Below are 26502 nucleotides of genomic sequence, written 5' to 3' on the forward strand. Positions count from 1 at the left end.
ACATTTCAAACTTTTCTTAAGAATTTATAATCAAATTGTCATAAAACATATAAAAATCTATGTTTTCTATTTGTTACTTTGAAAATGTAACTAATTGATTTTTAAGGCAATTACACATTCTGGGTGCCCGCTCAGATGTTATGAGTCAAATGTAAGGAATTAAGGACAAAAAGATATTTATATAGAATTATTAAAACCTTTATATATATCTTTTAATGCTTTTACAACACTTTCAATAGTTGAATCATCATTTAAAGGATTAACCATTAATCGAACAAATGCACTATTTTCTTCCTTTTGTATATGCTTTTCTAAAATATTATTAAGTCTTTTTACTAAACCCTCATTGCTACTTGCAATTTTTCTCATTTCTCTCCCTAATACAATTGGTCCGATGCTTTCGAAAACTATATTTTTTGTTTCATCAAATAAATCGTTATGATGTTGATATATCATTTCATCATTTAATGTAAAAAAATGGACAACTAGATTCGAGATGTCAGTAGCATCCTTTTGACGATGTTCGGGTCTATCATCGTAAGCAATAAACTTGAGTAAGGCTATTGCAGGTAATGTTGCTACTTTGAATGAATGTCCAGTCTCAAATTCTACATCTTCTATCCCATTATTATATACATCTATTAATCCATCTACACGAATACTGGTCATTCCTTGTCCATTAACAGTGACACTTCCATCATCTTCAATTTCACCAAATGGTAAAATGTCCACTTGCGTACCATCTGGAGCAATTAGAACAAATGCATTACCTCTATATGGTGTAAATTTTTCAGTATCTATAAGATACGCTCTGATCCGCTGGTACTCATCTTCATTACACACCAATACAGCATAATCAACATCTTTTGTTGTTCTAAAACTCATGTTACCTTTTTCGTACCATACTTGTCTAGCTAATGCGCCTATTAAGTAAAAGTCTATATTTAATTGATTAAAGCTGCGCTCCACTATATCAAATATATGTTTAAGTTCTCCGTGTCTCATATTAGGAAAAATCTGCTTTTAAATAACTGTCAAAAATCGATTCTGCAACCTCTATATTTCTTGGATCTTGACTAATGATTAAATCAGCATAAATTAATATTGGTGGCGCACAGTATTTCTCTAAATTATACGCTTCTTGCCAAAAATGCTGTATGATTTCAATATCACCTTTAGAGTCGGGTACAAGCATCATTTTTGTCATAAGCTCCATCTTCGATAATTTGGTGTAAAGTGTTTTTATTTCGGGTTCAATATAATTTGACATTATGTTCGCACCAGCTTCTCCTCCCCATACATCACCAGGTGCAAGTTGTTGCTCTTTCCAATATTTATTATTTTTTAAAAACCGATAGCGCCCTACCATTAGTTTTGGTTTCAAGGTCTCGCCATAGCCTGTAATCCATCGGTCTAGTAGCTCTCGTTTACGAGTTATTATATATTTATTTCTATTTTTAGCGATTAGATAACCGGCTTCTTGTAAATTATTTATAACTAAAGGAACGTTGCCTAGTGCTACATTTGCTCGATGAGCAATTTCCCTATAAGACATATTTAAAGCGTTCTTTTCAGTAAGCAATAAAAAGACTATTTTAAGTCCAGTAGGAGTAAATGCTCTGTTAGGTTTTTCTTTTTCCACTGTTGGTATTCTGTTTCCCTCAATAAAAATATAGCAGCTCTCGTTCCGGAAATAAAAATTTCCAGCTATATCTAAATACGCTATATTTTCATTTCTTAGCATTTCCTTAGCTTTAGGAAAAATGTTTTGTGCTAAGAGTAAGAACATATCATTTACGTTAGCACGAGCTTTAATTAGTTCTATATGTGTGTGGCGGATTTCTTTCTTTATGTCCGTTTTAAAACTAATTCTATTTTCGCCTAAAGAAATTGTCAATATTCCATCTATTCCTGTATTTTTAGTATGTTCTAAGAATTCCCACTCTCCATATATACCCGCTACATTTTGGAGATTGTTCAATGCTTTATTTACCGTCTTGATTTCCTGTTGAGACATTGGTTGTTCATTTTATTGCAGCGTTCACGTTACGTGAACAATCAAATTTAATGAACATTATTTAATAATCAAAGAAATATTATATGTTTAAAACTTGAATTAAATATATAAGAGTTTAGTTCGTGGATAATAAACATATAATGGTTCTATTATCCGGATATTATCTAACTTCATATAATCGGATTGTCAAAAAACAAAGGAAATACTGTGTTTTCTATTTGTTACTTTAAAATCGTAACTAATTGATTTTTACACTAATTGAACATTCTGGGTGCCCGCTCAGTTTGTTTTGTGATAAAGGTAAGTAATTATTAAAACTTAGTGGGAATAATAGGATGATTGTCATTGATATTTGGTCAAGGTTGATCCAATTTTATCTATATTTCCCCAATAAACAATTTTACCTTCTGGATTTAAAATTATTGTAAGAGGAATTGGTGCTTGACCAAACATTTCATACATATCCTCGATTTTTGAAACTTTAAGAAAAGTCAGATTTATACCATATTGGGATAAATATAAGGAATCAGTTCCTAATGTATCCTTACTCATAGGAATATTGACTGAGTAAAATTTTATTTTTTCATTACTTGAAAATTTTTCATATTGAAGCTTCAAAGAAGGTAAATATCTGGGAGTATACGGACAACTTGTATTCCATATAAAGAATACGGATGTTTTTCCTATAAAGTTTTTATTACTGAGTCGAACATTTTCTTTGTAAAATGTGAAATGCGGAGCATCTTTTAATGTTTCCCCTGTTCCAAAAGTCCTGTAAATCATAAAGTCTTGCCATATTTTTGAAAATGTTGTAAATACCCATACACTTAATAGAATTGGTATAATTAGAATATAAAACTTATAAAATTTGTTATTTACCATATCTGAAATATACCCCAATGTTATCCCAATTACTGGTGCAAAAACTAACCCTGGGAAATAATCCAATAATTGAAAGAAAAACGAAAGGATGACCAATATTATAAATGGTAATAATACTAGAATTGATTTTATATTTTTTTCCTTTTGTAGGAGAGTCTTTTTTAAAATTAAATATGAGAATATAAAATATGAAAATAGACTAACAACAATATTTGTGTGGAAGTTATAATAGCTTCTAACTAAAGGTATAACTGATAGACAAATAATTAGTAAAACAAAAGACAGAATAGGATACTTCCAATATTTTTTGAGATTTTGCATAAATTATGATTTAATTGGATAATCATAATTATGATGAATTAGTTAGGGTTATTCCATAAATTATTTTTCAACAATATACTTTAGAATGGGTGAATTGTATTGGGATTGTCAAAAAACATAGAGAAATCTATGTTTTCCATTTGTTACTTTTAAAACACAACTCATTGATTTTTAGAGTTATTTAATTTTCTGGGTGCCCGCTCAGTTATTATTTGACAAAGATACTAATGATATAATTGATTTAGAGTCATTGTTTTTGAAAACGCTTATCTTCTAAAAAATAATACGATTATAGTATTTTATTATATTTGGAGTATGAGTCTTAAGCTAACATTTTGGAGCCATTTTAGAAATTTATGGATTCTACTATTTTACTTTATTTTGATGTATTTTGTTCTGTGGGCTAGTGATTTTGAGCAGGGAGTTTTTCTTTTAGCGATTTTTGGGGCTATGGCACTAATTATTCCCACTCTAATAATACATTTAAATCATAATCAGTACTGTAAAAATCGGACTGTTGTATTATTACAAGATATGATAAAAATTGAAAGTAAACATGAAGTAATCACTATACCAATTAATGATATTGTTGAGGTGAAGATATTTATGTCGAGCACTAGATATTCGAGCTTAAGTATTCAAAGTTTTCCATTTGAAAATTACTTTTATTGTAAGATCGAAACAAATTCAAATACTACATACTATCTTCCTAGTCTTTTTTCGGATAAACTAGATAAACTTTTACAAGAAAAATATAATGTAGATACTAAATATAACAGAATATATTATCCTTACATCAATAATGAAAATATAGGTTAAATAAGTTGAAAAAAATAGTTTATTTTATAATCCAATTGTCAAAAAACAAGGTTAAATCTATGTTTTTCATTTGTTACTTTAAAAATATAACCTACTGATTTTTAGGCTAATTAAACATTCTGGGTGCCCGCTCAGTTGTTATAGGGCAAAGGTAAGGAATTAAATAAGCGATTTAAATGTAATTATTTTCATAATTGGCCAAAGATTTTTCTAATCTTCGTTTTATAAAATTTTTTAATCGAGGAGGAGAGATAACTTTTATATTTTCTCCAAAACCTAAAATCTCACGTTCTAATTCAAAGTTCAAAACCACATCTATGCGTATAATGATACTTCCATCTTCTCTTTTTTTGAGAATTTGTTGGGATGGATGTATAGGCTTGGTTTCTACATAAGGAGCATTGTATGCATCTATTTCGAGAATGACACGTTGACCTCTGTCACGACTAGTTTTTGTAACACCGATGGTGTCTTCGAAATAACGTTCAAAATCTATTCCTTCGTAAGGTACAAATCCGGATTTTGCCATTTCTTCAATTTCAAGTATTCGATCTAAAGCCAAAGTTATTAAAACGGTTCCCTTTTTAGGTTTACAGATCAAAAACCAACGGTTTCGGTATTCCTTTAATAAGTAAGGAAAATAAACTTGTTGCGTTTCTGCTTTAGACTTGAAAGATTTGTAGGATATTAATAAGGGTATCTCGTCACGAATGGCTTTGTGTATTGCTGTAATCCACTCTAAACCTTTGAGTAGCTTATTGCTTTCTAATTGTATAGCTACTTTTTTATTTCCTTCGGATTTACTCAAATTGGACTCTAAACGAACAATCAAATCACTCATTTCTTCAAAATGAGTGAAACCATTCATATATTTCAAAAAATCTACAGCATCTTTCATTTTACCTAAATCAGCATCAGTCATTGGAGAATTATTAATACTGTAACTAGGGTCTGAGTAAGTGTAGTATTTTCTATCTACCACCACAATTGGTGCATTATAAGCAAGCTTATTAGAACGCATAAACTGTATGTCACCTTGCACCGTTCGTTTGCTGACTCCAGATGTAATACCCTCGTATTCATATAATGCATCTGCAATTTTTATCATCAAATCTTCCAATGTCCACTTTCTATGGCGCTGTCTGAGGAAGTGATCTATAGTTTTATAACGTATAAGTGCAAGTTTATTTACAGACATGGCTATTTGTGTGCTTTAAATACAGTATTAAATGTAAGGACAATTATTTTACTACGCAAAGGACTTGCGTAATTATTCACTAACAAACCTCATTTTTGTAATAAATATTGTTTTATTAAAAATTATACAACTGATTTTAAGTAAATTATCTGTTTATACGAAATTTATTTCATTAATTGTTTTACTGCGCAAAACTGTTGCGTATAGACCTTTGCATCTTTGTAATGTCAGCTAAGTTGAATGAGTTCTTTGATTATAATGAAGCGAAAAGCTTATAAAGATATGTGCACAAACGTGCACAAAGAAACCACAAAGCTCGAATGCTTGTCCTAGTCTCTTGTTTCTGTATAGCAAGATAGTGTTGATTCCATAGAATACAATATACTGACATAGCAAGAGGACAGTGGTGTTAATGCTAGGGTCGTAGGTTCGAATCCTACTTTTGTCATAGACGAAATAACTCAGTGGGTAGAGTATAGCCAAAAAAGGCGGGTTCGAGTCCCGCACACATCTGTCACATGTGTCATCGGTTGGAGGAACGAAAGTTCCATTTTTGAAGTTTAGACTTTCTTTCAAAAAGTCACCATAAGCTTTTCGTCTCTTGTTCGGTTGTTGAATTGCTTTAATTAAAGTATGAAAATAACAAATCGGCTTGCTTCTTAGCAGAATAGAACAAGTTTGTTAAACATATTCGTATGTAATCTCTAGGGAAATCTTTGGTCGTAGATCATCGAAATATAATAGATGAATACTCGTGTGGCTTAGTAAACTCCTTCTGTACTCCGTAGCGAACTGATGAGCAAGACTCGAAAGGCTTTTTTAGAAGAATTGAGGTATGAATAGTTAGAATTAGGAGTTCAACTGTTCAAATAATTAAAAACATTAAAATCAATAATATGAAAAGAGTAACTATTAACACTAATGAAGTTGGATTTGTTGTAAAAAACAATGCTGTAGTTCGCATATTGACTGCCGGGAAATATTGGTTAGGATTCGGCGAGAATATACAAAGATATGATATGGCAAAGCCATTTCATACGCCATATGATGTTGATGTATTGTTACAGATTTCAGGTTTTTCGGAATTGGTAGAAGTTGTAGATGTATTGGATCATGAAATTGGAATTGTTTATGCAAATGGTAATTTCAAGCAATCATTAGCATCAGGTAGACATGTATTTTGGAAAGGTTTGCAAAAATTAACTTTCCAAAAAGAAGATATTTCGACAATAGAAGTTTCTAATAGCATAGACAAAAATTTGTTAGAGAAATTAGCTTTCTACGTTCGTCAATATAAGATTGAGCCATCCGAGAAAGGGTTATTATTTGTCGATGGCGCATTCGTCAATGTGTTGGAAGCGGGTACCTACTACTGGTGGAAAAACTCCACTACTATTGCCGTCACACAAGCGGATATTCGCTTGACAACGATGGAAATCGTGGGCCAAGAAATATTGACTAAAGATAAAGCACAAATCCGTATCAACTTCTCGGTTCAATACCAAGTGGTTGATATAATCAAATCCTTATTGGAGAATAAGGATTTTGAAAAACAATTGTACACTTTAATGCAGTTAGCATTACGTTCTTATATAGGTCAATTGACTTTGGACGAATTGATGGAGAATAAGTCAGCTCTAAATGAGCATATATTGGCAGAAGTTGAATCTCAAGTAGAATTATTAGGTGTAAAAATCTTTAATTCCGGATTGAAAGATGTGATTTTACCAGGTGATATTCGTGAAATCATGAATCAAGTTTTGGTAGCTGAAAAACGTGCGCAAGCTAACATCATTACACGTCGTGAAGAGACGGCTTCGGCAAGAAGCTTGTTGAATACAGCCAAATTGATGGAAGAAAACGGGATGTTGTTCAAATTGAAAGAGATGGAATATGTGGAGAAAATTGCGGAAAAAATCAACTCCATTTCTGTTTCTGGCAATGGTCAAATCGTTGATCAGTTGAAACAATTGTTTGTTAAATAATTAGATTTTTAGACGGTTAGGGGTAGTTTTTGAAGAGGTTGCTACCGCTAACCAAAAATAGGGAATTAATGGAAATGAAAATAATATCAAGATTGAAGAAAATAGAAGAAAAGCACGGCATAGAAATATTGTTTGCTTGCGAATCTGGAAGTAGAGCTTGGGGTTTTCCATCAACAGATAGTGACTATGATGTTCGTTTTATCTATAAAAGAAAGAAGGATCATTATATGACCGTATTTGAAGAATCTACTGAATTGGGGTTCGCCATAGTGGATGATTTGGATTTTGTAGGCTGGGACATCAAGAAAGTGTTTTTGCTACTTCATAAGAGTAATGTGACTCCATTTGAATGGTTGCAATCGCCTATAGTTTACTGTGAAAAGAAGGATTTTAGAAACTATATGAAATCAGTTTCCCCAAATTTTTATGTGTCAAAAAGACATATACATCATTATTTGGGGATAGTTAAAGGTCGAATGGAAGCTGTATCTTTTGAAGAAATGAAATTGAAATCTTTTTTTTATATCATGCGCTCTTTGCTTTCAGCTTATTGGAATATGAAATTTGGGACTTATGCGCCTATGGAGTTTGAACCTTTGATGACTTTGCTTCCGGAGAAAATAAAAGTATCATGTAAAGAGTTGAGAAGTCTGAAGTTAGAGCTTGAAGAAAGTTTTGTTTTTAATCTTTCAGATGAAATGAGAAAATTCATCATAGAATTACAAGACGAAATATGGACTTACGCCGATACTTTGGATGCAATGATAATAAGTAAAGAATTGGCAAATGTTGGATTTTTAAAAATATTGGAAGATGACTATAGAAGCGCTTCGTGCTAATGGATTAATACTTTTTGAAGTAGTAGCTGGTAGCCATGCTTATGGATTGGCTACTAAAGATTCGGACATGGATATAAAAGGTGTCTTCTATCTTCCTAAAGTCGATTTTTATTCGGGTGAATATATAGCACAAGTTGCGGATGAAAAAAATGATGTGGTTTACTACGAGTTGGGTCGGTTTTTCGAACTCTTGTCCAAGAGTAATCCGAGTGCTTTGGAAATATTAGCAACCCCTATTGATTGTGTGAGATATAAGCATCCTTTGATGGAAGATTTGAATATTCGAGATTGCCTTTCCTTGGAAGCTGTCAAGACATTTTCGAATTATGCAATGGTTCAGGTTCAAAAAGCAAAAGGTCTAAATAAGAAAATCAATAATCCGATAGCACGGGACAGAAAAACATTGTTAGATTTTTGCTATATTCTAGAAGGTAATGATGCCAAACCTTTTGTTCAATGGTTGGAAAATAAAGGTTGGGATCAGACCAATTGTGGATTAGCTAAATTGAATCATTGCAAAGGGACATACGGCTTGTATCATGACTCAACAAATGGAAAGTATAAAGGAGTTTTAGCAAAACCTGATAGTTGTGACGTGTCCTGCTCATCCATACCTAAAGGTGAAAAATTGGAAGCTTATCTAGTGGTGAATCAAGATTCATTTGCACAGCATTGCAAGAATTATAAGGAATATTTTGATTGGGAATCTAATCGTAATGAAAAACGATTTCTTGCTAACTTGAACCATAATACTGGATACGATGCCAAGAATATGATGCATACAATACGCCTGAAGGAAGTCGCTAAGGATATATTGCTTCATAAAGATTTACGGGTTAAAAGGTCAAATCGAGAAGAACTGCTTAAGATAAAATCTGGTTTATATACCTATGAAGAGTTACTAGATAAGGCTGTTACTCTGCAAGATGAAATAAACGAATTGAGTATCACAAGTGAATTAAAAGAAACTTTAAATATAGAATTGTTGCGATCTATATTGGTTGAGATACGTACAATTTTGTACAATTAATGAGTTAGTATTAATGGAAAATAAAAGAATAAATGGCAACGATTTGATTGCTTTAGGATATAAAGAAAATCATGCTATGGGAGTAGCATTGAAAATTAATAAAAAACGTTTGGGGCTCACAAAAGAAGAGATGCTTCAAAAGTTTAAAGATGTATTAGAAACTCCTGAATCCTTTTTGGAAGATCCAACTTTTGAGCCTTTGGCGAATATCTTGCTAAATATAGAAAAGATTGATGAAGAGCTGATTACACTGAATGATAAACCCAATGAATATACCGTCTATGGTGTAGAGAATATTGAGGAAGGTGCTAAAGATCAAATGAATGTAGCTATGACGCTTCCTGTAACTGTTGCAGGAGCCTTGATGCCCGATGCGCATCAAGGATATGGATTGCCCATTGGTGGTGTGTTGGCTACCAAAAATGCGATTATTCCTTACGGTGTAGGTGTGGATATTGGTTGTCGAATGGCGTTATCAGTTTTTGATTTACCTGCTAATTATTTAGATTTAGAACATCATAAATTGAAGAAAATCTTAATCGACAACACCAAATTTGGTGCAGGTCATGGTTTTTTAAAGCACGAACGCTCGGATCATGCTGTATTGGATAACTCCTTGTTTGAAACTAATGCTTTCATTCGAGAATTGAAGGACAAGGCATGGACGCAATTGGGTACTTCTGGAGGAGGTAATCACTTTGTGGAATTTGGGGTAATGGAGTTCAAAGAGAAGGATGAGGTTTTAAATATTGAAAAAGGTTCTTATTTGGCATTATTGACACATTCAGGTTCTCGAGGAATGGGAGCTACCATAGCAGATCATTATACCAAATTGGCAAAGGAATTATGTAAGTTACCTTTCAAAGCACAAAATTTGGCCTACTTAGATTTGGATTCTGAGGCAGGACATGAATATTGGTTGGCGATGAATTTGGCTGGTGATTATGCTTCTGCTTGTCATGAAATGATTCATGTTAAAATAAAATCAGCCTTAGGAGCTGAATTATTAGCCAAAGTAGAAAACCACCATAATTTTGCTTGGAAAGAGCAAATCAATGGTGAAGAAGTGATCGTACATCGTAAAGGGGCTACACCTGCTTCCAAAGACGTTATGGGAATTATCCCGGGTTCTATGGCTACACCAGGATTTTTGGTACGTGGAAAAGGTGAGGAAACTTCTATTAATTCGGCATCACATGGTGCAGGACGGCTTATGAGCCGTACAAAAGCTATAAAGACATTACGTAAAAATGATCTTAAGACATTGTTGTCAGATCATGGCATTACCTTAATCGGAGCAGGAATGGATGAAGCACCTATGGCGTATAAAGATATTCATACGGTGATGTCAGCTCAAAAGGATTTAGTGAATATTGTAGCTACTTTCTCGCCAAAAATTGTTCGGATGGCCGATGATGGTTCTCGTGAAGATTGATGACAATAAAAAAATGTTCCTGTTATATCATATGATATAACAGGAACATTTTTTTCTATGTCGTAAAGAACTTCATCTCAAACTTTCTTTCAAAATTTATAATCCAATTGTCAAAAAATACAGGAAATTCTATGTTTTCTATATGTTACTTTAAAAACACAACTCGCTGATTATTAAGACAATTAAACATTCTGGGTGCCCGCTCAGTTTGTTATGAGTCAAAGGTAAATATACTTTTTATATTATCTAACCCATAACTGTTGAAGTTTAGGTAGAATGTAATAGACAAATCCTAGAGTTAAAATAGTAATAGATATACTTATAAGTAAAGGCAAAATAAAAAGCAAATCAAATTCATGTTGAAGATTACTGTATGCAATAAATGGATAGGTATGAATGAAGAAGTACTTGTATTCCCATTCTATTAAAAAGATTGAAATAAATATTAGTAGTAGAAATGGCACAGTATTGATTAATATATTATGAAAGAATATATTTAGTATGGTGTGTATGGCTGATAGACAGATGCATACTGGTAATAATGTGAAAGTATATATAATAATAAAAGTTGGATTATATAAGTTAAACTCTGGGATATGGTAGTAGGCTCCGATTACATATCCGCCAAATAGTAACATAAGGGAGGATGTTATAATTATAAATGCTAAGAATATCCACATGACAAAGAGTTTTGACAAAAAATATTCACCCATTTTTAAAGGCAATGTAGAATGTGTTCTAGGTCCGTTATAGCGATATTCATTGTCAAAAATAATATAAGGGTAAATTATTGCAAGTAATGGGAATATAAATGTTAGTATTAGAAGGACATCTTTGCTATAAATAACCCATAAATCATACCCAGTTTTTTGAAAATTAATTGTATTATCTTTCGTTAATAGTATTAAGACTATGGCCAATATTTGGGGTAAAATTAAGGTAAGACGCATGGGCTTATTATTAAGAATTTTAACAAAGTCCGCATAAAATAATCTTTTTAATGATATCATATTTTATCAATTTTTGTAAGAGAATCTAATATTCTGAAATATAGTTCCTTGAGGGTTGTTTGTTTCAAGTTATCAATAACCAGTTCTTCTAAATCTTGTTCTGAGGGATTAATTAACATATATTGTTGATTATCCAGGTTTAAAAGATTTTTTAAATTAAGTGTTTGAATGTCTTGGATTTTCTCTTTACTCACTGTATATATATTAAACAAATCAGAAGTGTTTTTATGGAAGTTCAAAACTATGCGGCCAGACTCTATAAATATGAATTGAGAACAAAGACACTCCAGTTCAACCAAGTCATGAGCAGCGATGAAAAAGGTTATATTTAATTTAACATTGAGCTCCTTTATCTTTTCAGTTAGAAACTTTGAGTTAACTGGGTCAAGAGCAAGCCAAGGTTCATCCAGAAAGATTACGCTGGGATTGTTGAGTAAAGCGATTACGATTTTTAGACGCTGCTTGTAGCCAGATGATAGTTGAGAGACTTTGAATTTACTGTAAGAAGTCAATTCAAAATCATCTAATAATTTTTCTCCTATACTTAAGTCTTTGTCCCAAATATTACAGAAGTAAGTGATATTAGCTATAACGGACATATTATCATATGTAGATGATCTATCAAGAATAGCACTTATCATAGACTTGATTTTTATTTCATTTCCCTTAATTGGTAGATTGTTGAAATATATGTCTCCTAAATAATTAGTAAGAACCCCAGTAAGAAGATTAAACAACGTAGATTTTCCGGCTCCATTTGGACCTAATATGCCAATTATTTCACCTTTTTCTACCCGAAAAGAGATGTTTTTAATTATTTCTCTGTCTTTATAAGAGAAATATAGATTGCTAATTTTATATAATTCTTCCATTAGTATTTACTAGGTTGCATGTTTTTAATAAATATAAACGTGTCAAATTTATTGAACCAGTCGTCTTCTATATTATTGTGTCCGTAAAAACGCATAGTTGACTTTTGCTTTTTTAAGTTATGAGGAACCACTAAAATGCGATGTTCTTCAGTTTTTTCTGCTAATGTATTTTCGACCGATAAAGATGTTGGAGGATTTAATTTTATGACCTTGTTAGAGTTTATATTAGTGGTGGAGCCATTTAATGAAGTTGTCAGGATTATTAAAGAGTTTTTGTCATAATGCTCTTTTATATGTGCACCTATACGAACCCATTGGTTTTTATCATTGCTTGCATGTGCATTTGCGGTCCAAACAATAACTTTTGATGATTTGTTTTTATTCATTTGCCATAAAATATTTGAAAACATAACAGAGTCTCTAGTGTTATTGAACTCATTGTCTTTCAAATACATTTTGGAATAATAAAAATGGTAAATGTTATTAATGTATTGTAAGTAAAGACTATCCCTCTCCGTTTTACTTTCTTTCTTGTTGATGAGCTGCTGCAAGTCAAGTAATTCCTTCAGACATGATTTTCTATTGGTATCCATTCTTTCTCCAGGTGTATTGAAATACAGCACTGGGCCAAACCGGTTGGTTAATGAATGCTTTATGTGTTTGATCTGAGATTGTTTAAAGCCTGGTATTTGTTTTGCATAAGAAATTAAATCTTCATAAATTTTATGTTGAGAAAACTTAATTGGTATTTGAAAATCTATTCCTTTTAGATAAAGAGGGGATTTATTCTTTGATTTGAAGATTATAGTATCTCTAAGTAATTTGGTTTGTTCTGCATTCTTCCAAAATGGATATATTGTGGATCGATGAAAATCATTTACTTGTCCAAGTTGTAAGCGTTCCCAAAAGCGATGCGTGTCATAAAAGGAAGTTTCAAGAAACAGTGTATTGAAGCCTTTTTGATTTAGATACAACACTAGCTCAGATAATATTTTTTGTGTTGTTCCATCTCCATGTTGTTGCTCGCCTAATAGAATTATCTGCTTATTACTAATGAGAGAGTCGAGTAGTCTCCAATCCATATTGTGAGAAGTGTTATTGTGTAAAATCTCGGTTCCAATAAGTTTATTTAGTGCAGTTTTTTTATCTATGAAAGAGTTGTTTGATATATAGCATATTATGAGGGCTGTAATAGCTAATAATAACAGAGAAATACTTACGTAAATAATTGGCTTAAGATTCATATAGTGTTTATAATGGGTTAATCTCTGCTATTATATAATAGTAAAACTATGATGCTTTAGTTATTGTATTTATAAAAAAAATCTAAAAAACCTATATATAATAGCTTTAATGAAATTAAGATTTATTTATGGTTAATAACATGATGATTTTATAAGCTATATTCCATAAATTATTTTTTAATAAGATTTGGGAGGATCAGTTAAAAGTAGTTGATATTTAACTTAATTAAACATCCTGGGTGCCGCTCAGTTGTTATTATACAAAGGTAAAAGTTTATTCAATGAAACGGATTTAACAACGGATTATTCAATAAACAAAATTCGCAATAAAGTGTTGTGAGTCCTATTTGTATAAAGGGTATTAAGCAGCTTAGCAAAATCTGCTAAGCCGTTAATGCTCAGTTTGCCAATAATGACTAAATAGTTTCTATGTTAAAGCCTTTGGCTTTTACAATTTCTAATACTTTTTCTTCTGAGATTCCTTCGGATGAAACCGTTAAAATTTTATCTGCATTATCCGTGTCTACAGCCCAATGGCTTATACCTTCCGCAGTGTCTAGAGCTAGTTTTACTTTAGAAATACACCCTCCACAGTTAATGTTAGTTTTGAATTTGAAGTCCTTGTTTCCCATGTCTTTAAAATTTAGTTATAATCTTGTTTAATTTTTCCACTTTAATAGCAAGCTATTGGACACTACCGAAACACTACTTAAGGCCATAGCAGCTCCGGCTAGCATAGGATTTAGCAAAAATCCATTGATAGGATATAAAATACCTGCGGCAATTGGGATGCCAATTACATTGTAAATAAATGCCCAGAATAAGTTTTGTTTTATCGTTGCTACAGTCTGTTTAGAAAGTCGTATAGCTTGTGGAATCTTCGTCAAATCCGAAGATATAATGGTCATCTTCGCCACATCCATCGCAATATCCGAACCTTTACCCATCGCAATGCTCACGTTTGCAGTGGCTAATGCTGTGCTGTCGTTAATACCATCACCTACCATCGCCACAATATTACCTTGCTTCTGAAGTTCCCTAACAAATGCCGCTTTATCTTGCGGCAATACTTCCGCTCTGTAGTTTTTTATTCCTGTTTGTTTTGCTACAGCTCGAGCGGTTGCTTCATTATCCCCAGTAAGCATATATACATCAATACCCATACTTTGCAATTCTTGAATTGCATGAGCCGAAGTTGGTTTAATTTGATCAGAAATGGCAAGCACTGCTAGTGCTTCATTTTCATTCGCAAACCATATAACTGTTTTACTTTCACTTAACCAGCTGTTGGCTTTTGTTTCCAAATTTGAAGGGAGGAAGATAGCCTGTTCCGTTAGTAACTTTTTGTTTCCAACGAAATATGTTAGTCCACTATATTTTGCTTTAGCTCCTCTACCTGTAAGGCTTTCAAAGGTATTTAATTCAACAATTGATACATTATCTAAATATTTGACTACGGCGTCGGCCAATGGATGTTCGGATTGTTTTTCAATACTGTATAAAATCGCTTCGTCTGTTTTATTAAAATTAGACCAAACTACCTCATCGACTTCTGGACGTCCTTGTGTAATAGTACCAGTTTTATCCAGAATAATCGCATCTATTTTTTTTGCTAATTCCAAACTCTCCGCATCTTTAATTAAAATGCCTTGTTCTGCACCTTTTCCTACACCTACCATTATCGCCGTTGGCGTAGCCAATCCTAATGCGCATGGACAGGCAATAACCAATACTGTAACTGCAGCTAACATGGCTTGTACCATAGCGTGTTGTCCGCCAAAAACAGTCCACAAAACAAAAGTAAGAATGGCAATTGCAATAACTATAGGAACGAAAACACTTGCTATTTTGTCAACTAGTTTTTGAACAGGCGCTTTGCTACCTTGTGCATCTTGCACCATTTTGATGATTTGAGCCAATAGGGTTTCCTTTCCTACTTTTTTCGCTTCAAATTGAAAACTACCTTTCTGATTGATCGTGCCAGCAAATACCTTATCCCCATTCGATTTAGATACGGGAACAGGTTCACCACTCAACATACTTTCGTCGACATAAGAATTGCCAACTAATACCAATCCATCTACAGCAATTCTCTCTCCTGGCTTTACTAACATACGATCACCTATTTGCACTTGGTCAATAGGTCGAGTTTCTACCTCACCATTTTCCATAATCAAATTCACAGTTTTAGGTTGCAAACCCATCAATTTCTTTATCGCTGTAGAAGTATTTCCTTTGGCCTTTTCTTCTAAAAGTTTTCCCAGTAGAATAAACGCAATAATAACTGCGGCCGCTTCAAAATACACATGTGCATGTAGACCTCTTTGTATCCAGAAGTCCATAAATAACATATTGAAAACACTGAATAAATAGGCAATCCCTGTACTCAATGCCACCAATGTATCCATATTGGTCGTACGATGTTTTGCCTGTCTCCATGCACCAACAAAGAAATCTCGTCCTAACCACACGACCACTGGTGTAGTAAAAACAAACATGATTTCATTAGCATACGGTATATCCATAAAAAACATACCAATGATTACGACTGGAATTGATAAGGTAATTGCCCAAAAAGTTTTGGTTTTCAATTGTTGGAATTTAGCTGTATGTAAAGCTTCCAATGTATCTTGTAGTGTACTTTCATCCTCCAATAACAAATCAAAGCCACCAGATTGTAGTGCTTGTTGTAGTTTTTCAGAAGAAGTGATATTTGACCTATAATCCACTGATAGATTACCTGTAGCAAAATTGACAGAGGCATTTAATACACCTTCTTGCTGTTTGATAATGTTTTCAGCACTTCCAGCGCAAGCAGCACAAGACATGCCCAATACTGGATAAGTTCCTTTTATAATATCTTTCCCTTGCTTTGCCATAGAGTGATTATTTTAATGTTCTAGTACAAAGTTTGCAAAACAAACAATATAAACTGTTATACTATTTTGGAAAGGTTTTGTAAGATTTACTTATACTTCATCCAGTGGCTTTCTTTTGTCCACACGGATTTGTTTAAATTGGCTAGGAGATAGGCCTGTGATTTTTTTGAATTGATTGCTTAAATAAGCTACACTTGAATAATTTAATCGATCGGCTATCTCGCTAAGTGATAATTCATTATAGACTAATAACTCTTTTACTTTTTCGATTTTTTGAGCGATATAATACTTTTCAATCGTAGTTCCTTCTATTTCGGAGAAAAGATTGGATAAATAGCTGTAATCCTGATGGAGGAGTGAACTGATCGATTCAGATAAATTCGTTTTTGAATGATTATCATCGTAATGAACCAACTTAATAATTTGATTTTTAATTTGTGCTACAAGTCGACTTTTTTTATCATCAATCCGCTCGAATCCCAATGATTCGATACGCTTAGTAAATTGTTGAATTTGTTCATCGGTAGGCTCTTTTGCTAATATTACTTCACCTAACTTTACTTGAGCATCATGAATATTCGCTTTTTCCAATTCATGTTCAACCACCATAATACAACGGTTGCAAACCATGTTTTTAATATATAATGTAGGCATAATGAACTTGCGTTTAACAACAAAGTTAATAGTTTGATACGTACGATTTGTAAGACTGCTGTTAAATTCGTCTTAATGACAAGAACATTAGTTAGCTGAGTATTTATTTGGTGAGTATGGCTCTGCATATCAAGAATTCATATAAAGCTAAATAAATACCTTACCAATCTATGCTTTTTCTGTACTCGATTATTTATAAAGAGAAAACTTCGTTTGTTTGTGCCAAGCGTTGGGAACCTGTATTTGCAGGACAAGCAATATCATCTGTAGCATCGTAGATTAGCTTTTTGCCGTTTAAACGAGTTATAATATCTTCTGGTACGTAGATCTGCGTTTTGGTTTGACTATACCCACTAGGAAAATAACGTACATAATAACCGTCAGGATGGCATGTCCAAATTCCACGAGGCGCATCTGTCCGCGCTGGAGCCATCCCCGCTAAAATCGCATATTTCTCAAATTCAGCATAAGAATAGTTACCAGATGAAACCAAGTTTCTAATGTTATTTTCTGCTTCAAAAACTAATTTCAATTCGCTAGGTAATTGATCTTTTGCTTTTTGTACGACATCAAAAGGAAGAATACCTAATGCACCACCTTCTAATTGCAACAATTGTTTGGGCGTCAGTAATCGTATCGCTGTTTCTTTTACAGAACCAGAATAATCACTAAATTTTGTTCGCGCAATAATTGTCCACAAAAGCATCTGTATATCTGACTGTTTGACTTCTGGATGTTTTTCGGCACTTTTCAGAATTATAGTCACAATATCTTTTTTCTTTCCCAATACTGGCGCATACATATATCCATCACCAGAGGATGGAGCATACGTTCCAGCTTTCAAACAATAACTTTTATTTATAATTTCAAAATGTCCCGCCTTCAATACATATCCTCCTTCTGGATTTTTTGGTAAATCAGTAAGTGGAGTATACTGCTGATCATTATGAAAATCGGGCATTTGTTCATCCGTACGGTTTACATCACCAAAATTTGTTGATATGGCTTCTGGCTGTTTGAGGATATTATCCAATCCGAGTGCCTTTGTTCCTTTTGCAGCAGCTGCCTTTGTCGCCTTATTCAATAAATCTCCAAATTGAGCGTGAGCTGAATTTGTCAATATGCCTATAAATAGCAAAAGACTTAATATTCTGAAGTGTAATCTTTTCATTTTATTTATGATTAGCTTGTGTTAACAAAAAAATTACGATTAAGTTAAGGAAAAAATCAAAAATATGAATAGATAAGCAAAATATTACTGTGTATCGAAGGGTAGATAGTTGCAGTAATAATCTATTAACAAGATGTAAATTATCCCAAAATTATTTACACCTTGTTTTGATGTGCTAGTTAATAGTACCGACAGTCAAAGACATAAAGTGATGTAAGGCCTATTGAAGCATACTTTAATCTTAAACAATTATTCATTTCCAGCCATTATAATTAAAACGATTCCGATCAAAAATAATAGAAACATACCAACCAACATATTGGTAACCTTTTTAGAACTATTTTTAAATTCTTTCCAAATTATAACTCCCCAAAACGCGGCAACAAGTGTAGCGGCTTGACCTAATCCATAAGAAATAGCAGCTCCCGCTTTTCCAGCAGCTACCAGATTCATTACATTACCAGTTCCCCAGATTAAACCACCCAGTATTCCGGGTAAATGATTCGCAAATGATCCTGAAAAATATGCCTTGTAAGATGTCGGTTTACCAACAAAAGGTTTTTTAATCAGGATCGAATTAAACAACATATTACTAATCAACACGCCTATTGAGAATATAAAGAAAGCTGTGTATGGTGTCATTTTTCCCGCTAGTGGATTTGCAAAGTTTTCTAAATCCATTGATGATGCTATAAAACGGTAGAAAAATGCCATTAAAAGTCCTGCAAAGACAGGCAATATAAGCCCTTTTTTAATCGAGGATTTATTGTCTTCTTTTGTAGCAGTGCTCTTATAAGCTAAGGAATTTAATATAATAGCACATACTATAAATAATACACCAAGACCTAACAGTAGAGGATTTCCACTTTGTGACCCCATGTAAATTATAACACCTAGAACTAGTGCAATACCGACACCTACAGGAAAGGCTACCGCCATACCTGCTATCGATATGGATGCTGACAGCAGTATATTTCCAGCATTAAATACAATTCCTCCCATTATTGCAGACCATAAATTGGACTGTTCGACTTGGGCTAAATCGGTCCAAAAATTACGACCTTCCGAACCAATGCTACCTTACGTAAAGGCATAAAGTAATGATGAAAGGACCATGCCGATTACGTAGTCCCATTAGAATAACTCAAAACGCCATTTCTCTGAAGCGAGCTTTTGCGTGTTACCCCAAGATCCCCAGCAGAACATAGTGATAACACACAGAATCACTGCTAGTGTATAACTTTCAACTCTAAACATAATTATTAAAAATTAATTGGTTAAATATTTTAGTTAGATGTATTTAAGTCTTCTAAAGTCGGAGCCGAAGACTGCGCGCCCATCTTCGTAACCGATATTGCCGCTGCTTCACAAGCTAGTCGTACCGCATCTACCAATGTTTTATCTTGTGCTAGTCCTACCACTAATGCCCCGTTGAATACATCTCCTGCACCTGTGGAATCTATCGCAAATACTTCCTTTGTAGGAACTAACGTAAGCTCATTGTTTTCATATACATAAGCACCACGTTTGCCTAGTGTAATTACCACCGTGGAAACCCCCATTTCCAATAATGTGTTGATGGCTTTTACTGCCGCTAAACTATCATTAATTTTCAATCCTGTTAATAATTCACACTCAGTTTCATTAGGAGTCAAAATGTCTACATATTTCAATATTGATTCATCCAATTTTGTAGCTGGAGCAGGGTTAAGGACTACGATAATACCTTTTTCTTTCGCTCGTTGACAAACAAACTGTACAGTTTTTAATGGTATTTCCAATTGTACGAGTAAGATTTTACACTTCTCCAGAATAGTATCTAAATGTTCGATATTTTCAGGTAAAAGCGTGTTGTTAGCGCCAGGTGCTACTACAATATTATTTTCTCCTTTTTTATCTACTGTTATTAAAGCCACTCCAGAACTCACTTTATCGTCTATAAGAACTTGGGTGGTGTCTATGTTTTCTTTTTGCAGAGCTGCAATAGAATTTAGTCCGAAAGAGTCATTTCCTAATTTAGAGATAAAGACAACGTCTCCACCTAAACGTGCTGCAGCGACAGCTTGATTTGCACCTTTCCCACCTTGGTAAACACAAAATTCACCACCTAAAATGGTTTCACCGGGTTGCGGAAAATGGTTAGTCTTAACGACCATGTCGGTGTTAGTACTTCCGACTATAAGAATTTGATTTTTCATAAGATAGTTGATTGTCGATTGCGACAACGTTGTCGCGAAATAAATAAAATATTTAATTAGAGCAATTATATTAAATTTATTTATTAATGGTGCGCACAGAGTTTCTTTCTACCAAGTAAGCATCTAGCAGAATAGGTGTGGAAGAATACTTTGCGTTTTTGTTGTTGATCATATCTAAAATAGCACTTGAGGAATGTACAGCAATGGTTTGGATGGGCTGCGCTATGGAAGTAATAGGTACTTCTAAAAAATCTAAATAGGGAGAATTATCTATCGAAACCACGGATACTCTTGTAGGAACTTTCCAGTTATTCTCTTTTAGAGCTTGCAGAACACCTAATAATATAGTATCACCAAAAGATATGATGGCGGTGGGTGTGGCGCTACTGCTAATCAATTCTCGAGTACTTACATAGCCATTTTATGCTGTAAATTCTTTACCTCCTATATACGAAAATGCTAAATTATAATCTTTAATAAACTTTTCGTAACCTGCTACACGCGATGCATTAGATGAAACTTGAGGGTCTCCTTGTATACATGCTATTTTTCGATGACCTCGCGTATAAAGGTAATTCATTAACTTATAGGTGGTCTTATAGTGATCGGTGCTCACATTTAGATAATTCATTCCAGATATCATACGATCGATGAAGACAATTGGCATATTGAGCTTAGATAGAGCGCTGAAATTGGATTTATCCCCGCAAGGAATTATTAATAATCCTTCCAAATTTTGTCCAATCAATGATTTCAAATATTTAACCTCATCTTTTGGGTTGTTGTTACAATCGCTAATCAACACCACATAGCCTTTAGCATAAAGTGTTTTTGTTACAGTACTCGCAATCTGTGAAAAAAAAGGATTATCTAAAGAGGGGAGAAGTAAACCTATGGTTTTACTACGGCTATTTCGTAATGTCTTAGCCGCCATATTAGGTATGTAACCTAATTCTTTAGATTTTTGAAGCACGATTTCTTGCGTAGTATTTGCGATTCGATACTTTTCAGATGTTCCATTCAATACGCGCGATACCGTAGTTAATGATAAATTCAATGCTTCAGCTATAGTTTTAATAGTTGTTTTTCCCGAATTATCCATTTTATTGAACTTGTGTGATTTCAAATACTATGAATTTCATTAATATTTAAATTTATTTTGTTGAATTGAGCATATTTAAATGTTTATACAAAAAACAAATCATCAATTTTGTAAATCCGATTCTTTACCTTGCTCTTCACCTTTCGAAAGTTACATTTAATTAATTATTGTAGGACTTAATTACGTGTGGTACGAAAATTGTTCTGTAAATGATTATTTGAATTAACATTTTCTTTAAGATTTAATTATATGTATTTTTTTCTTTTGAGTACCACGATTAATAGGTATTTGTGAAATAATTATAGATTAAAATATAAAATACTAATAAATTTGAGTACACCTATTGAAAAATCACTAACAAAACTTCAACTATGAAACAATTTCTACTTTGCGTAGCAATGCTATTATGTTCTATTTTTATGTATATAGTTGTAACTATACTTGAAACTAGCACATTCCAAAAAACTGCACAATTAAATAGGACTCAGAGCTTAATAGGAGATCTTTCTGTGTCCGACAAATAAAAAACCTGCTCGAGGCAGGTTTCTCTTACTTAATCTCTTTTATATTGTCGCTCGCTTCTATGTCGGCTAAACGTTGGGTAGGATCTATCGTAACTTTAGCAATACCTTTTGCAGCTTGGAATGCGTATGTTGGTTTAGTCCAAAACCAATCTTCTAATACGGTGCGCTTCACGCCAGTGTAGATCGTATAATCTTCTGTTGGTTTTTCTCCGCGCATTTCACGAAGTGGAATATAGAATAATTCTTTTGAACCATCTTTGTATTCCACCAAAATATCTAATGGCATCGCCATATCAGATTTATTGCGAATCACAATATTATTGTCGGCAACACTTTCCACCGCATAATCGATCTTACGCGTCGTGTTGATAAATAAGTTGAAATACCACTTCAAATTAATTCCTGAAACTTCTTCCGCTACACGCTTGAAATCATTAGGCGTAGGGTGTTTGAACTTCCATTGTTTATAGAATTTCAAAAAAGTTTTCTCTAAGTTTTGTTGACCAATAATATAGCCCAATTGTTCAGCTAATACCGCACCTTTATTGTAGGCTTGGTTAGAATATCCATAGTTGGTTTTGTAATAATCAGCCAACAAACTCATTGGCTCTTCTTTTCCTGACAAAGCCAAACGGTAATATGCACGATAAGGCTCAATCACTGGATTCGTTGCGACAGCGCCTTTCTTTTCAAATATATGCTGCATACCCAGCTCTTCGATGTATGAAGTAAATCCTTCGTCGAACCATTCGTCCACCGTTTCGTTGATACCAAACATATGCTGATACCATGAATGTGCCACTTCGTGGAATATCACGTTTACTAAGCTTTTCAGATTACGACCACCAGTAACCAACGTCATCGTTCCGTATTCCATACCGCCATCACCACCTTGTACGATCGTGTAAGTAGGCCAAGGGTATTCGCCAAAACGTGTTGATGTGAAATCAAAAAACTCTTTCGAAAAGCCTAAAGCTTGCGTCCAATTCGAAATAACGTCTTTATTACTTGGAATATATACTGCGTATATCTTAACACCTCCTGCCGAAGCTGTAGAATCAACCACAAATTTAGGGTCTGCACCCCATGCAAAGTCGTGAATATTCTCCGCTTTGAAACGCCATGATGCTTTGTTATTTTTAGTCTTAATCTTTGCTTTATTTACGTAGCCTTTTACCTCATTTGGATTTTGTAATACACCTGATGCACCCACCACATAATCTTTATGCAAATGAATAGTCACATCAAAATCTCCGAAAGGAGCAATAAATTCACGGCCTACATATTCATCCAAATGCCATCCAAATTCATCAAAATGTGCCATCTTCGGGTACCATTGCGCCATTGAAAATGCTACACCCTCTTTAGAATTACGACCACTACGACGTATTTGTTCAGGTACTTGTGCTTTCCATTTCAACTCAAAAGTAGTTTTAGAACCATCTGCTAATGCAGTAGGTAATGTCACTTCTAAGATTGTACCATCAACTTTGAAGTTCGCGACAGAGCCATTCACTTTGATCGAAGAAATCTTTTGGTAACCAATCTGCTCCGGAGTCAGTTGGGAGATACGACTTTGGTAAACTGGCTTTTCCTTCGTACCCAAATTTTTTACCATACGTGCGTCTGGATCTGCAATAGATACCAACCGATTGTCCATCATACTTCCCGGTTGAAAGGCATTGAAGTACAAGTGAAAATAAACTTTTGAAAGAGACTGTCCGGAATTATTGCCATATAATAATGTCATTTTACCATCGTATTGGTAATTCTTTTCATTGACATCAATATCCATCTTGTATTGAACATCTTGCTGCCAATACCCCTTTCGCTGCGCAAAAGTTGATGTTGATAACAGGACACACAGTAGAAGTGCAAAGTATTTCATAAATCAAAGTAGTAGTTTAAAAAATAAAATTAGGGATTTATCGCTTGGAGCGACAAATCCCTTCTATATTGTTACAAAATAAACGAATTATACGAGTATTAAGCTTCTTTTTTCCTCAAAAAGTATTTTTCTTGAAATTTGAATTGTGGTGTCAGCCAATACATCAGCACAATTCTGGAATAACGGTAATTAAAAGGCGCAAGTAGAATAGCCACGGCAACTGCAACTGATAAATACAACCATGGAGATTCCAAATTACCTGTCAGAATATATGTTCCTACACAAGATGCTACCAATTGAGCCACTATAAAAGCATAACTCACGTACATGGCTACATAGAAGTAGCCCGGCTCTTTCTCAAATTTCAAATCACAATGTGGGCACTGCTCATACATCTTCTTCGATTTGAAACTCAATAATGGTGCTCTAAACATGTTGCCCTTTCTACAACGAGGGCATTTTCCATCTATGGCACTCTTAATTTCACTAGGTATTGTATATTCTGTAGACATAGTATATGTATTTCTTAATGTTATATGTGTTTTCTAAATTCTTCTGGCGTCACACCCACTGCTTTCTTAAAAAACTTTGTAAAATACGAATTATCGTTAAAATTCAGCTCATAAGCTATTTCAGCAACGGAGTAATCTTTGATTACAAGAAGACGCTTTGCTTCCAATATTACACGATCACGAATCAGCTCGCCAGCGGATTGACCCATTAATTCTTTGCAAAGTGCGTTTAAATGATTTGGCGTAATGTACAATAATGCTGCATATTCTTTGGGAAGACGTAATGACGTAAAATTTGATTCTATCAGATTCAAAAAATTACGCAACAGGGTATGATTATATGCATTTGTATCTTGAGTCACAGATGGTACACGTCGGGAATTCAACAGATTAAACAGGTAATACAATGAGCTTGATACAAATTCCTTCTGCATGCTATCCTTAGCAAGACGTTCTAGAATTTCCAAAACCAATGATCTATCCTCTTCATTCACGACAAATACTTCATCTCTGACCAATCCAGAGAAAAACGATAATGTCGTCAGATAATCGGAACGCAACAATACATTTTTAAATAAATCCTTATGAAAATTCACTACATAGCCCTGCATATCCCCTTTGAATTCCCAAGCGTGTATCTGTCCCGGCGACATAAAATAGATTTGCCATGGCTCTATCACGAACTTTTCAAAATCTATCGTATGTGACCCTTGTCCTGCTGTGAACAAGACAAAATGGTAAAAATTATGGCGATGTGGAAATACAAGATTCGAATTTCGAACCAAATAATCTGCTAGACTCTCAATCATAATATCTTGATTGAGCCCATCAGACACCACACATTGCGCTATAACAGGAACTTTTGCCATCGTATACAAAGATACTTTGAATACGCCATTATATATGGTAGTATTAATTTAATTAATGGTACTTTTTATGGATAAGTAAATAATACCACAATTTATATGGCTCTTTCATTAAATACTCAGTATTAAAAAAAGTTCTTGCACATTCCCCACAGCTACGAACAATGTCGCCTTAATGGATTGGCAACACCAAGAAGGGTGTGACATTGTGCCAATCCGGTAAAACGACGAGGTTTTGGTTACTTTTTTCGCTAAAAAAGTAACTGCCTGCCCGGCAAGAGGGCTTATCAATAAACCTAAGAAATTCAACATTTCTTACTAACTTTAACCTAATGTCGCTACACAAAGACCACGAACTCAAAGCAGCTGTTCTTAGCCTTCCTCCGAAGGAGAAGGATAAATTGTTGGTGCGCTTAATCAGCAAAGACAAAATGCTGATCAAACAACTGCACTACCAATTACTGGAAGATGAATTTGATTTGGAAGAACGCATTAATGCCTTACGTGAAAGACTTAATGAGTTATTAGCACCCAATCGTTCGGGTATAAAGAATGTCGCGATGTATTCCCATTACCGCGCGTTGACGGTATTGCTACGACAAGCCAGCGGTATGATCAATGAGCACGAGAAGGTGACTAAAGATAAATTTAGCGAAGCTGAATTTCGCTTGTTGATATTAGAACGTGCTTTCGAACATTATCCTGCCTTATTTCACAAAACCTACGTCGCTGCTGCTGACAAATTACAACGCTATGTAGCCGCACGCCTTAAAACGACTTTCAACAAATACGTCAAACTTCACGAAGATTTGCAATTTGATCTAAAAGTATCATACGAAAAGGTTCTTGCTTTTGCTGATGAGCACGGCTTAATGATAAGCTAGTTGGATGTATCATCGAGCCTGCCCGGCATAGAGGGTTATGAAAACATAATCATTTAACAACACCTCTTTCCCTCCTTCTAAATATTTTTACCGATTTCTATTCCATTTTCACCGAAAATCTGCGTCTACTGGTCGAAACGACGTTTCGTAGCCCACGTTACTGCTATACCTT

The 26502-nt window shown here is 33.9% G+C and carries 23 protein-coding genes; 5 read left to right on the forward strand and 18 right to left on the reverse strand.

The features are described from left to right. Window positions 1-177: 177 nt before the first annotated feature. From FLS47_RS00035 to FLS47_RS00050, 4 genes are all read right to left on the reverse strand, one after another. Complete coding sequence (locus tag FLS47_RS00035; protein WP_149912360.1) at window positions 178-1005, reverse strand: nucleotidyl transferase AbiEii/AbiGii toxin family protein; 828 nt, start codon at window positions 1003-1005, stop codon at window positions 178-180. Between the two features lies 1 nt (window position 1006). Further along, window positions 1007-2017 carry a type IV toxin-antitoxin system AbiEi family antitoxin gene (locus FLS47_RS00040; protein WP_149912361.1) on the reverse strand — a complete coding sequence of 337 codons (1011 nt, stop codon included), beginning with the start codon at window positions 2015-2017 and terminating at the stop codon, window positions 1007-1009. A 342-nt stretch (window positions 2018-2359) separates the two neighbouring features. Further along, complete coding sequence (locus FLS47_RS00045; RefSeq protein WP_149912362.1) at window positions 2360-3220, reverse strand: TlpA family protein disulfide reductase; 861 nt, start codon at window positions 3218-3220, stop codon at window positions 2360-2362. Window positions 3221-4211: 991 nt separating this feature from the next. After that, window positions 4212-5237, reverse strand: a complete 1026-nt coding sequence (locus FLS47_RS00050; protein WP_149912363.1) for a helix-turn-helix transcriptional regulator — start codon at window positions 5235-5237, stop codon at window positions 4212-4214. Window positions 5238-6133: 896 nt separating this feature from the next. On the opposite strand from FLS47_RS00050, the gene FLS47_RS00055 reads away from it, so the two are divergent. From FLS47_RS00055 to FLS47_RS00070, 4 genes are all read left to right on the forward strand, one after another. Then, a complete protein-coding gene (locus FLS47_RS00055; protein WP_149912364.1) occupies window positions 6134-7222 on the forward strand; it encodes a slipin family protein in 1089 nt (362 codons plus the stop codon). 74 nt (window positions 7223-7296) lie between these two features. After that, window positions 7297-8061 (forward strand): nucleotidyltransferase domain-containing protein, encoded by a 765-nt coding sequence (locus tag FLS47_RS00060; RefSeq protein WP_188347317.1) that lies wholly within the window; start codon window positions 7297-7299, stop codon window positions 8059-8061. Further along, window positions 8036-9091, forward strand: coding sequence for a DNA polymerase beta superfamily protein (locus FLS47_RS00065; protein WP_149912366.1), 1056 nt, complete (start codon window positions 8036-8038; stop codon window positions 9089-9091). Before FLS47_RS00060 ends, FLS47_RS00065 begins: the two co-directional genes overlap by 26 nt. 13 nt (window positions 9092-9104) lie before the next feature. Continuing rightward, window positions 9105-10526 (forward strand): RtcB family protein, encoded by a 1422-nt coding sequence (locus tag FLS47_RS00070; RefSeq protein ID WP_149912367.1) that lies wholly within the window; start codon window positions 9105-9107, stop codon window positions 10524-10526. Window positions 10527-10768: 242 nt separating this feature from the next. Here the strand turns inward: FLS47_RS00070 and FLS47_RS18905 are convergent, their stop codons facing one another. The 14 genes from FLS47_RS18905 to FLS47_RS00140 form a co-directional block, all read right to left on the reverse strand. Continuing rightward, window positions 10769-11536: an ABC transporter permease gene (locus FLS47_RS18905; protein ID WP_149912368.1), complete on the reverse strand. Its 768-nt coding sequence runs from the start codon at window positions 11534-11536 to the stop codon at window positions 10769-10771. Next, the gene (locus FLS47_RS00080) at window positions 11533-12408 is read right to left on the reverse strand and encodes an ABC transporter ATP-binding protein (RefSeq protein WP_149912369.1); all 876 of its coding nucleotides are present in this window, start codon (window positions 12406-12408) and stop codon (window positions 11533-11535) included. The genes FLS47_RS18905 and FLS47_RS00080 overlap by 4 nt, the downstream gene beginning before the upstream one ends. Then, window positions 12408-13490, reverse strand: coding sequence for an erythromycin esterase family protein (locus tag FLS47_RS00085; protein WP_188347318.1), 1083 nt, complete (start codon window positions 13488-13490; stop codon window positions 12408-12410). The genes FLS47_RS00080 and FLS47_RS00085 overlap by 1 nt, the downstream gene beginning before the upstream one ends. A 578-nt stretch (window positions 13491-14068) precedes the next feature. Then, the gene (locus FLS47_RS00090) at window positions 14069-14284 is read right to left on the reverse strand and encodes a heavy-metal-associated domain-containing protein (protein ID WP_149912371.1); all 216 of its coding nucleotides are present in this window, start codon (window positions 14282-14284) and stop codon (window positions 14069-14071) included. 27 nt (window positions 14285-14311) lie between these two features. Beyond that, window positions 14312-16531, reverse strand: a complete 2220-nt coding sequence (locus FLS47_RS00095) for a heavy metal translocating P-type ATPase (RefSeq protein WP_149912372.1) — start codon at window positions 16529-16531, stop codon at window positions 14312-14314. Between the two features lie 90 nt (window positions 16532-16621). Then, the gene (locus FLS47_RS00100; protein ID WP_149912373.1) at window positions 16622-17185 is read right to left on the reverse strand and encodes a helix-turn-helix domain-containing protein; all 564 of its coding nucleotides are present in this window, start codon (window positions 17183-17185) and stop codon (window positions 16622-16624) included. 193 nt (window positions 17186-17378) lie between these two features. Continuing rightward, window positions 17379-18356: a hypothetical protein gene (locus FLS47_RS00105; protein WP_149912374.1), complete on the reverse strand. Its 978-nt coding sequence runs from the start codon at window positions 18354-18356 to the stop codon at window positions 17379-17381. 249 nt (window positions 18357-18605) lie between these two features. Continuing rightward, the gene (locus FLS47_RS00110) at window positions 18606-19430 is read right to left on the reverse strand and encodes a GRP family sugar transporter (RefSeq protein WP_223225067.1); all 825 of its coding nucleotides are present in this window, start codon (window positions 19428-19430) and stop codon (window positions 18606-18608) included. A gap of 212 nt (window positions 19431-19642) precedes the next feature. Continuing rightward, window positions 19643-20554 (reverse strand): ribokinase, encoded by a 912-nt coding sequence (gene rbsK / locus FLS47_RS00115; RefSeq protein WP_149912375.1) that lies wholly within the window; start codon window positions 20552-20554, stop codon window positions 19643-19645. 76 nt (window positions 20555-20630) lie between these two features. Further along, window positions 20631-20951, reverse strand: coding sequence for a substrate-binding domain-containing protein (locus tag FLS47_RS00120; RefSeq protein ID WP_149912376.1), 321 nt, complete (start codon window positions 20949-20951; stop codon window positions 20631-20633). 24 nt (window positions 20952-20975) lie between these two features. Then, a complete protein-coding gene (locus tag FLS47_RS00125) occupies window positions 20976-21656 on the reverse strand; it encodes a LacI family DNA-binding transcriptional regulator (RefSeq protein ID WP_149912377.1) in 681 nt (226 codons plus the stop codon). Window positions 21657-22205: 549 nt separating this feature from the next. Beyond that, window positions 22206-24068, reverse strand: coding sequence for a M1 family metallopeptidase (locus tag FLS47_RS00130; RefSeq protein ID WP_149912378.1), 1863 nt, complete (start codon window positions 24066-24068; stop codon window positions 22206-22208). A 98-nt stretch (window positions 24069-24166) separates the two neighbouring features. Then, window positions 24167-24580, reverse strand: a complete 414-nt coding sequence (locus FLS47_RS00135; protein ID WP_149912379.1) for a DUF983 domain-containing protein — start codon at window positions 24578-24580, stop codon at window positions 24167-24169. Window positions 24581-24600: 20 nt separating this feature from the next. Continuing rightward, complete coding sequence (locus tag FLS47_RS00140; protein WP_149912380.1) at window positions 24601-25449, reverse strand: helix-turn-helix domain-containing protein; 849 nt, start codon at window positions 25447-25449, stop codon at window positions 24601-24603. A gap of 329 nt (window positions 25450-25778) precedes the next feature. Here FLS47_RS00140 and FLS47_RS00145 point away from each other — a divergent pair, with 329 nt between their 5' ends. Further along, on the forward strand, window positions 25779-26330 hold the full coding sequence (locus FLS47_RS00145; protein WP_149912381.1) for a hypothetical protein: 552 nt from the start codon (window positions 25779-25781) through the stop codon (window positions 26328-26330). Window positions 26331-26502 lie beyond the last annotated feature (172 nt).

It is taken from the genome of Sphingobacterium cavernae (assembly GCF_008520265.1).
Lineage (GTDB): Bacteria > Bacteroidota > Bacteroidia > Sphingobacteriales > Sphingobacteriaceae > Sphingobacterium > Sphingobacterium cavernae.

Coding starts and splice junctions, on each gene's coding strand:
- FLS47_RS00040 (WP_149912361.1), bottom strand. CDS start 2,017: ATGTCTCAACAGGAAATCAAGACGGTAAATAAAGCATTGAACAATCTC.
- FLS47_RS00140 (WP_149912380.1), bottom strand. CDS start 25,449: ATGGCAAAAGTTCCTGTTATAGCGCAATGTGTGGTGTCTGATGGGCTC.
- FLS47_RS00055 (WP_149912364.1), top strand. CDS start 6,134: ATGAAAAGAGTAACTATTAACACTAATGAAGTTGGATTTGTTGTAAAA.
- FLS47_RS00085 (WP_188347318.1), bottom strand. CDS start 13,490: ATGGATTGGAGACTACTCGACTCTCTCATTAGTAATAAGCAGATAATT.
- FLS47_RS00095 (WP_149912372.1), bottom strand. CDS start 16,531: ATGGCAAAGCAAGGGAAAGATATTATAAAAGGAACTTATCCAGTATTG.
- FLS47_RS00100 (WP_149912373.1), bottom strand. CDS start 17,185: ATGCCTACATTATATATTAAAAACATGGTTTGCAACCGTTGTATTATG.
- FLS47_RS00090 (WP_149912371.1), bottom strand. CDS start 14,284: ATGGGAAACAAGGACTTCAAATTCAAAACTAACATTAACTGTGGAGGG.
- FLS47_RS00035 (WP_149912360.1), bottom strand. CDS start 1,005: ATGAGACACGGAGAACTTAAACATATATTTGATATAGTGGAGCGCAGC.
- FLS47_RS00130 (WP_149912378.1), bottom strand. CDS start 24,068: ATGAAATACTTTGCACTTCTACTGTGTGTCCTGTTATCAACATCAACT.
- FLS47_RS00145 (WP_149912381.1), top strand. CDS start 25,779: ATGTCGCTACACAAAGACCACGAACTCAAAGCAGCTGTTCTTAGCCTT.
- FLS47_RS00050 (WP_149912363.1), bottom strand. CDS start 5,237: ATGTCTGTAAATAAACTTGCACTTATACGTTATAAAACTATAGATCAC.
- FLS47_RS18905 (WP_149912368.1), bottom strand. CDS start 11,536: ATGATATCATTAAAAAGATTATTTTATGCGGACTTTGTTAAAATTCTT.
- rbsK (WP_149912375.1), bottom strand. CDS start 20,554: ATGAAAAATCAAATTCTTATAGTCGGAAGTACTAACACCGACATGGTC.
- FLS47_RS00070 (WP_149912367.1), top strand. CDS start 9,105: ATGGAAAATAAAAGAATAAATGGCAACGATTTGATTGCTTTAGGATAT.
- FLS47_RS00065 (WP_149912366.1), top strand. CDS start 8,036: ATGACTATAGAAGCGCTTCGTGCTAATGGATTAATACTTTTTGAAGTA.
- FLS47_RS00045 (WP_149912362.1), bottom strand. CDS start 3,220: ATGCAAAATCTCAAAAAATATTGGAAGTATCCTATTCTGTCTTTTGTT.
- FLS47_RS00105 (WP_149912374.1), bottom strand. CDS start 18,356: ATGAAAAGATTACACTTCAGAATATTAAGTCTTTTGCTATTTATAGGC.
- FLS47_RS00060 (WP_188347317.1), top strand. CDS start 7,297: ATGAAAATAATATCAAGATTGAAGAAAATAGAAGAAAAGCACGGCATA.
- FLS47_RS00080 (WP_149912369.1), bottom strand. CDS start 12,408: ATGGAAGAATTATATAAAATTAGCAATCTATATTTCTCTTATAAAGAC.
- FLS47_RS00135 (WP_149912379.1), bottom strand. CDS start 24,580: ATGTCTACAGAATATACAATACCTAGTGAAATTAAGAGTGCCATAGAT.
- FLS47_RS00125 (WP_149912377.1), bottom strand. CDS start 21,656: ATGGATAATTCGGGAAAAACAACTATTAAAACTATAGCTGAAGCATTG.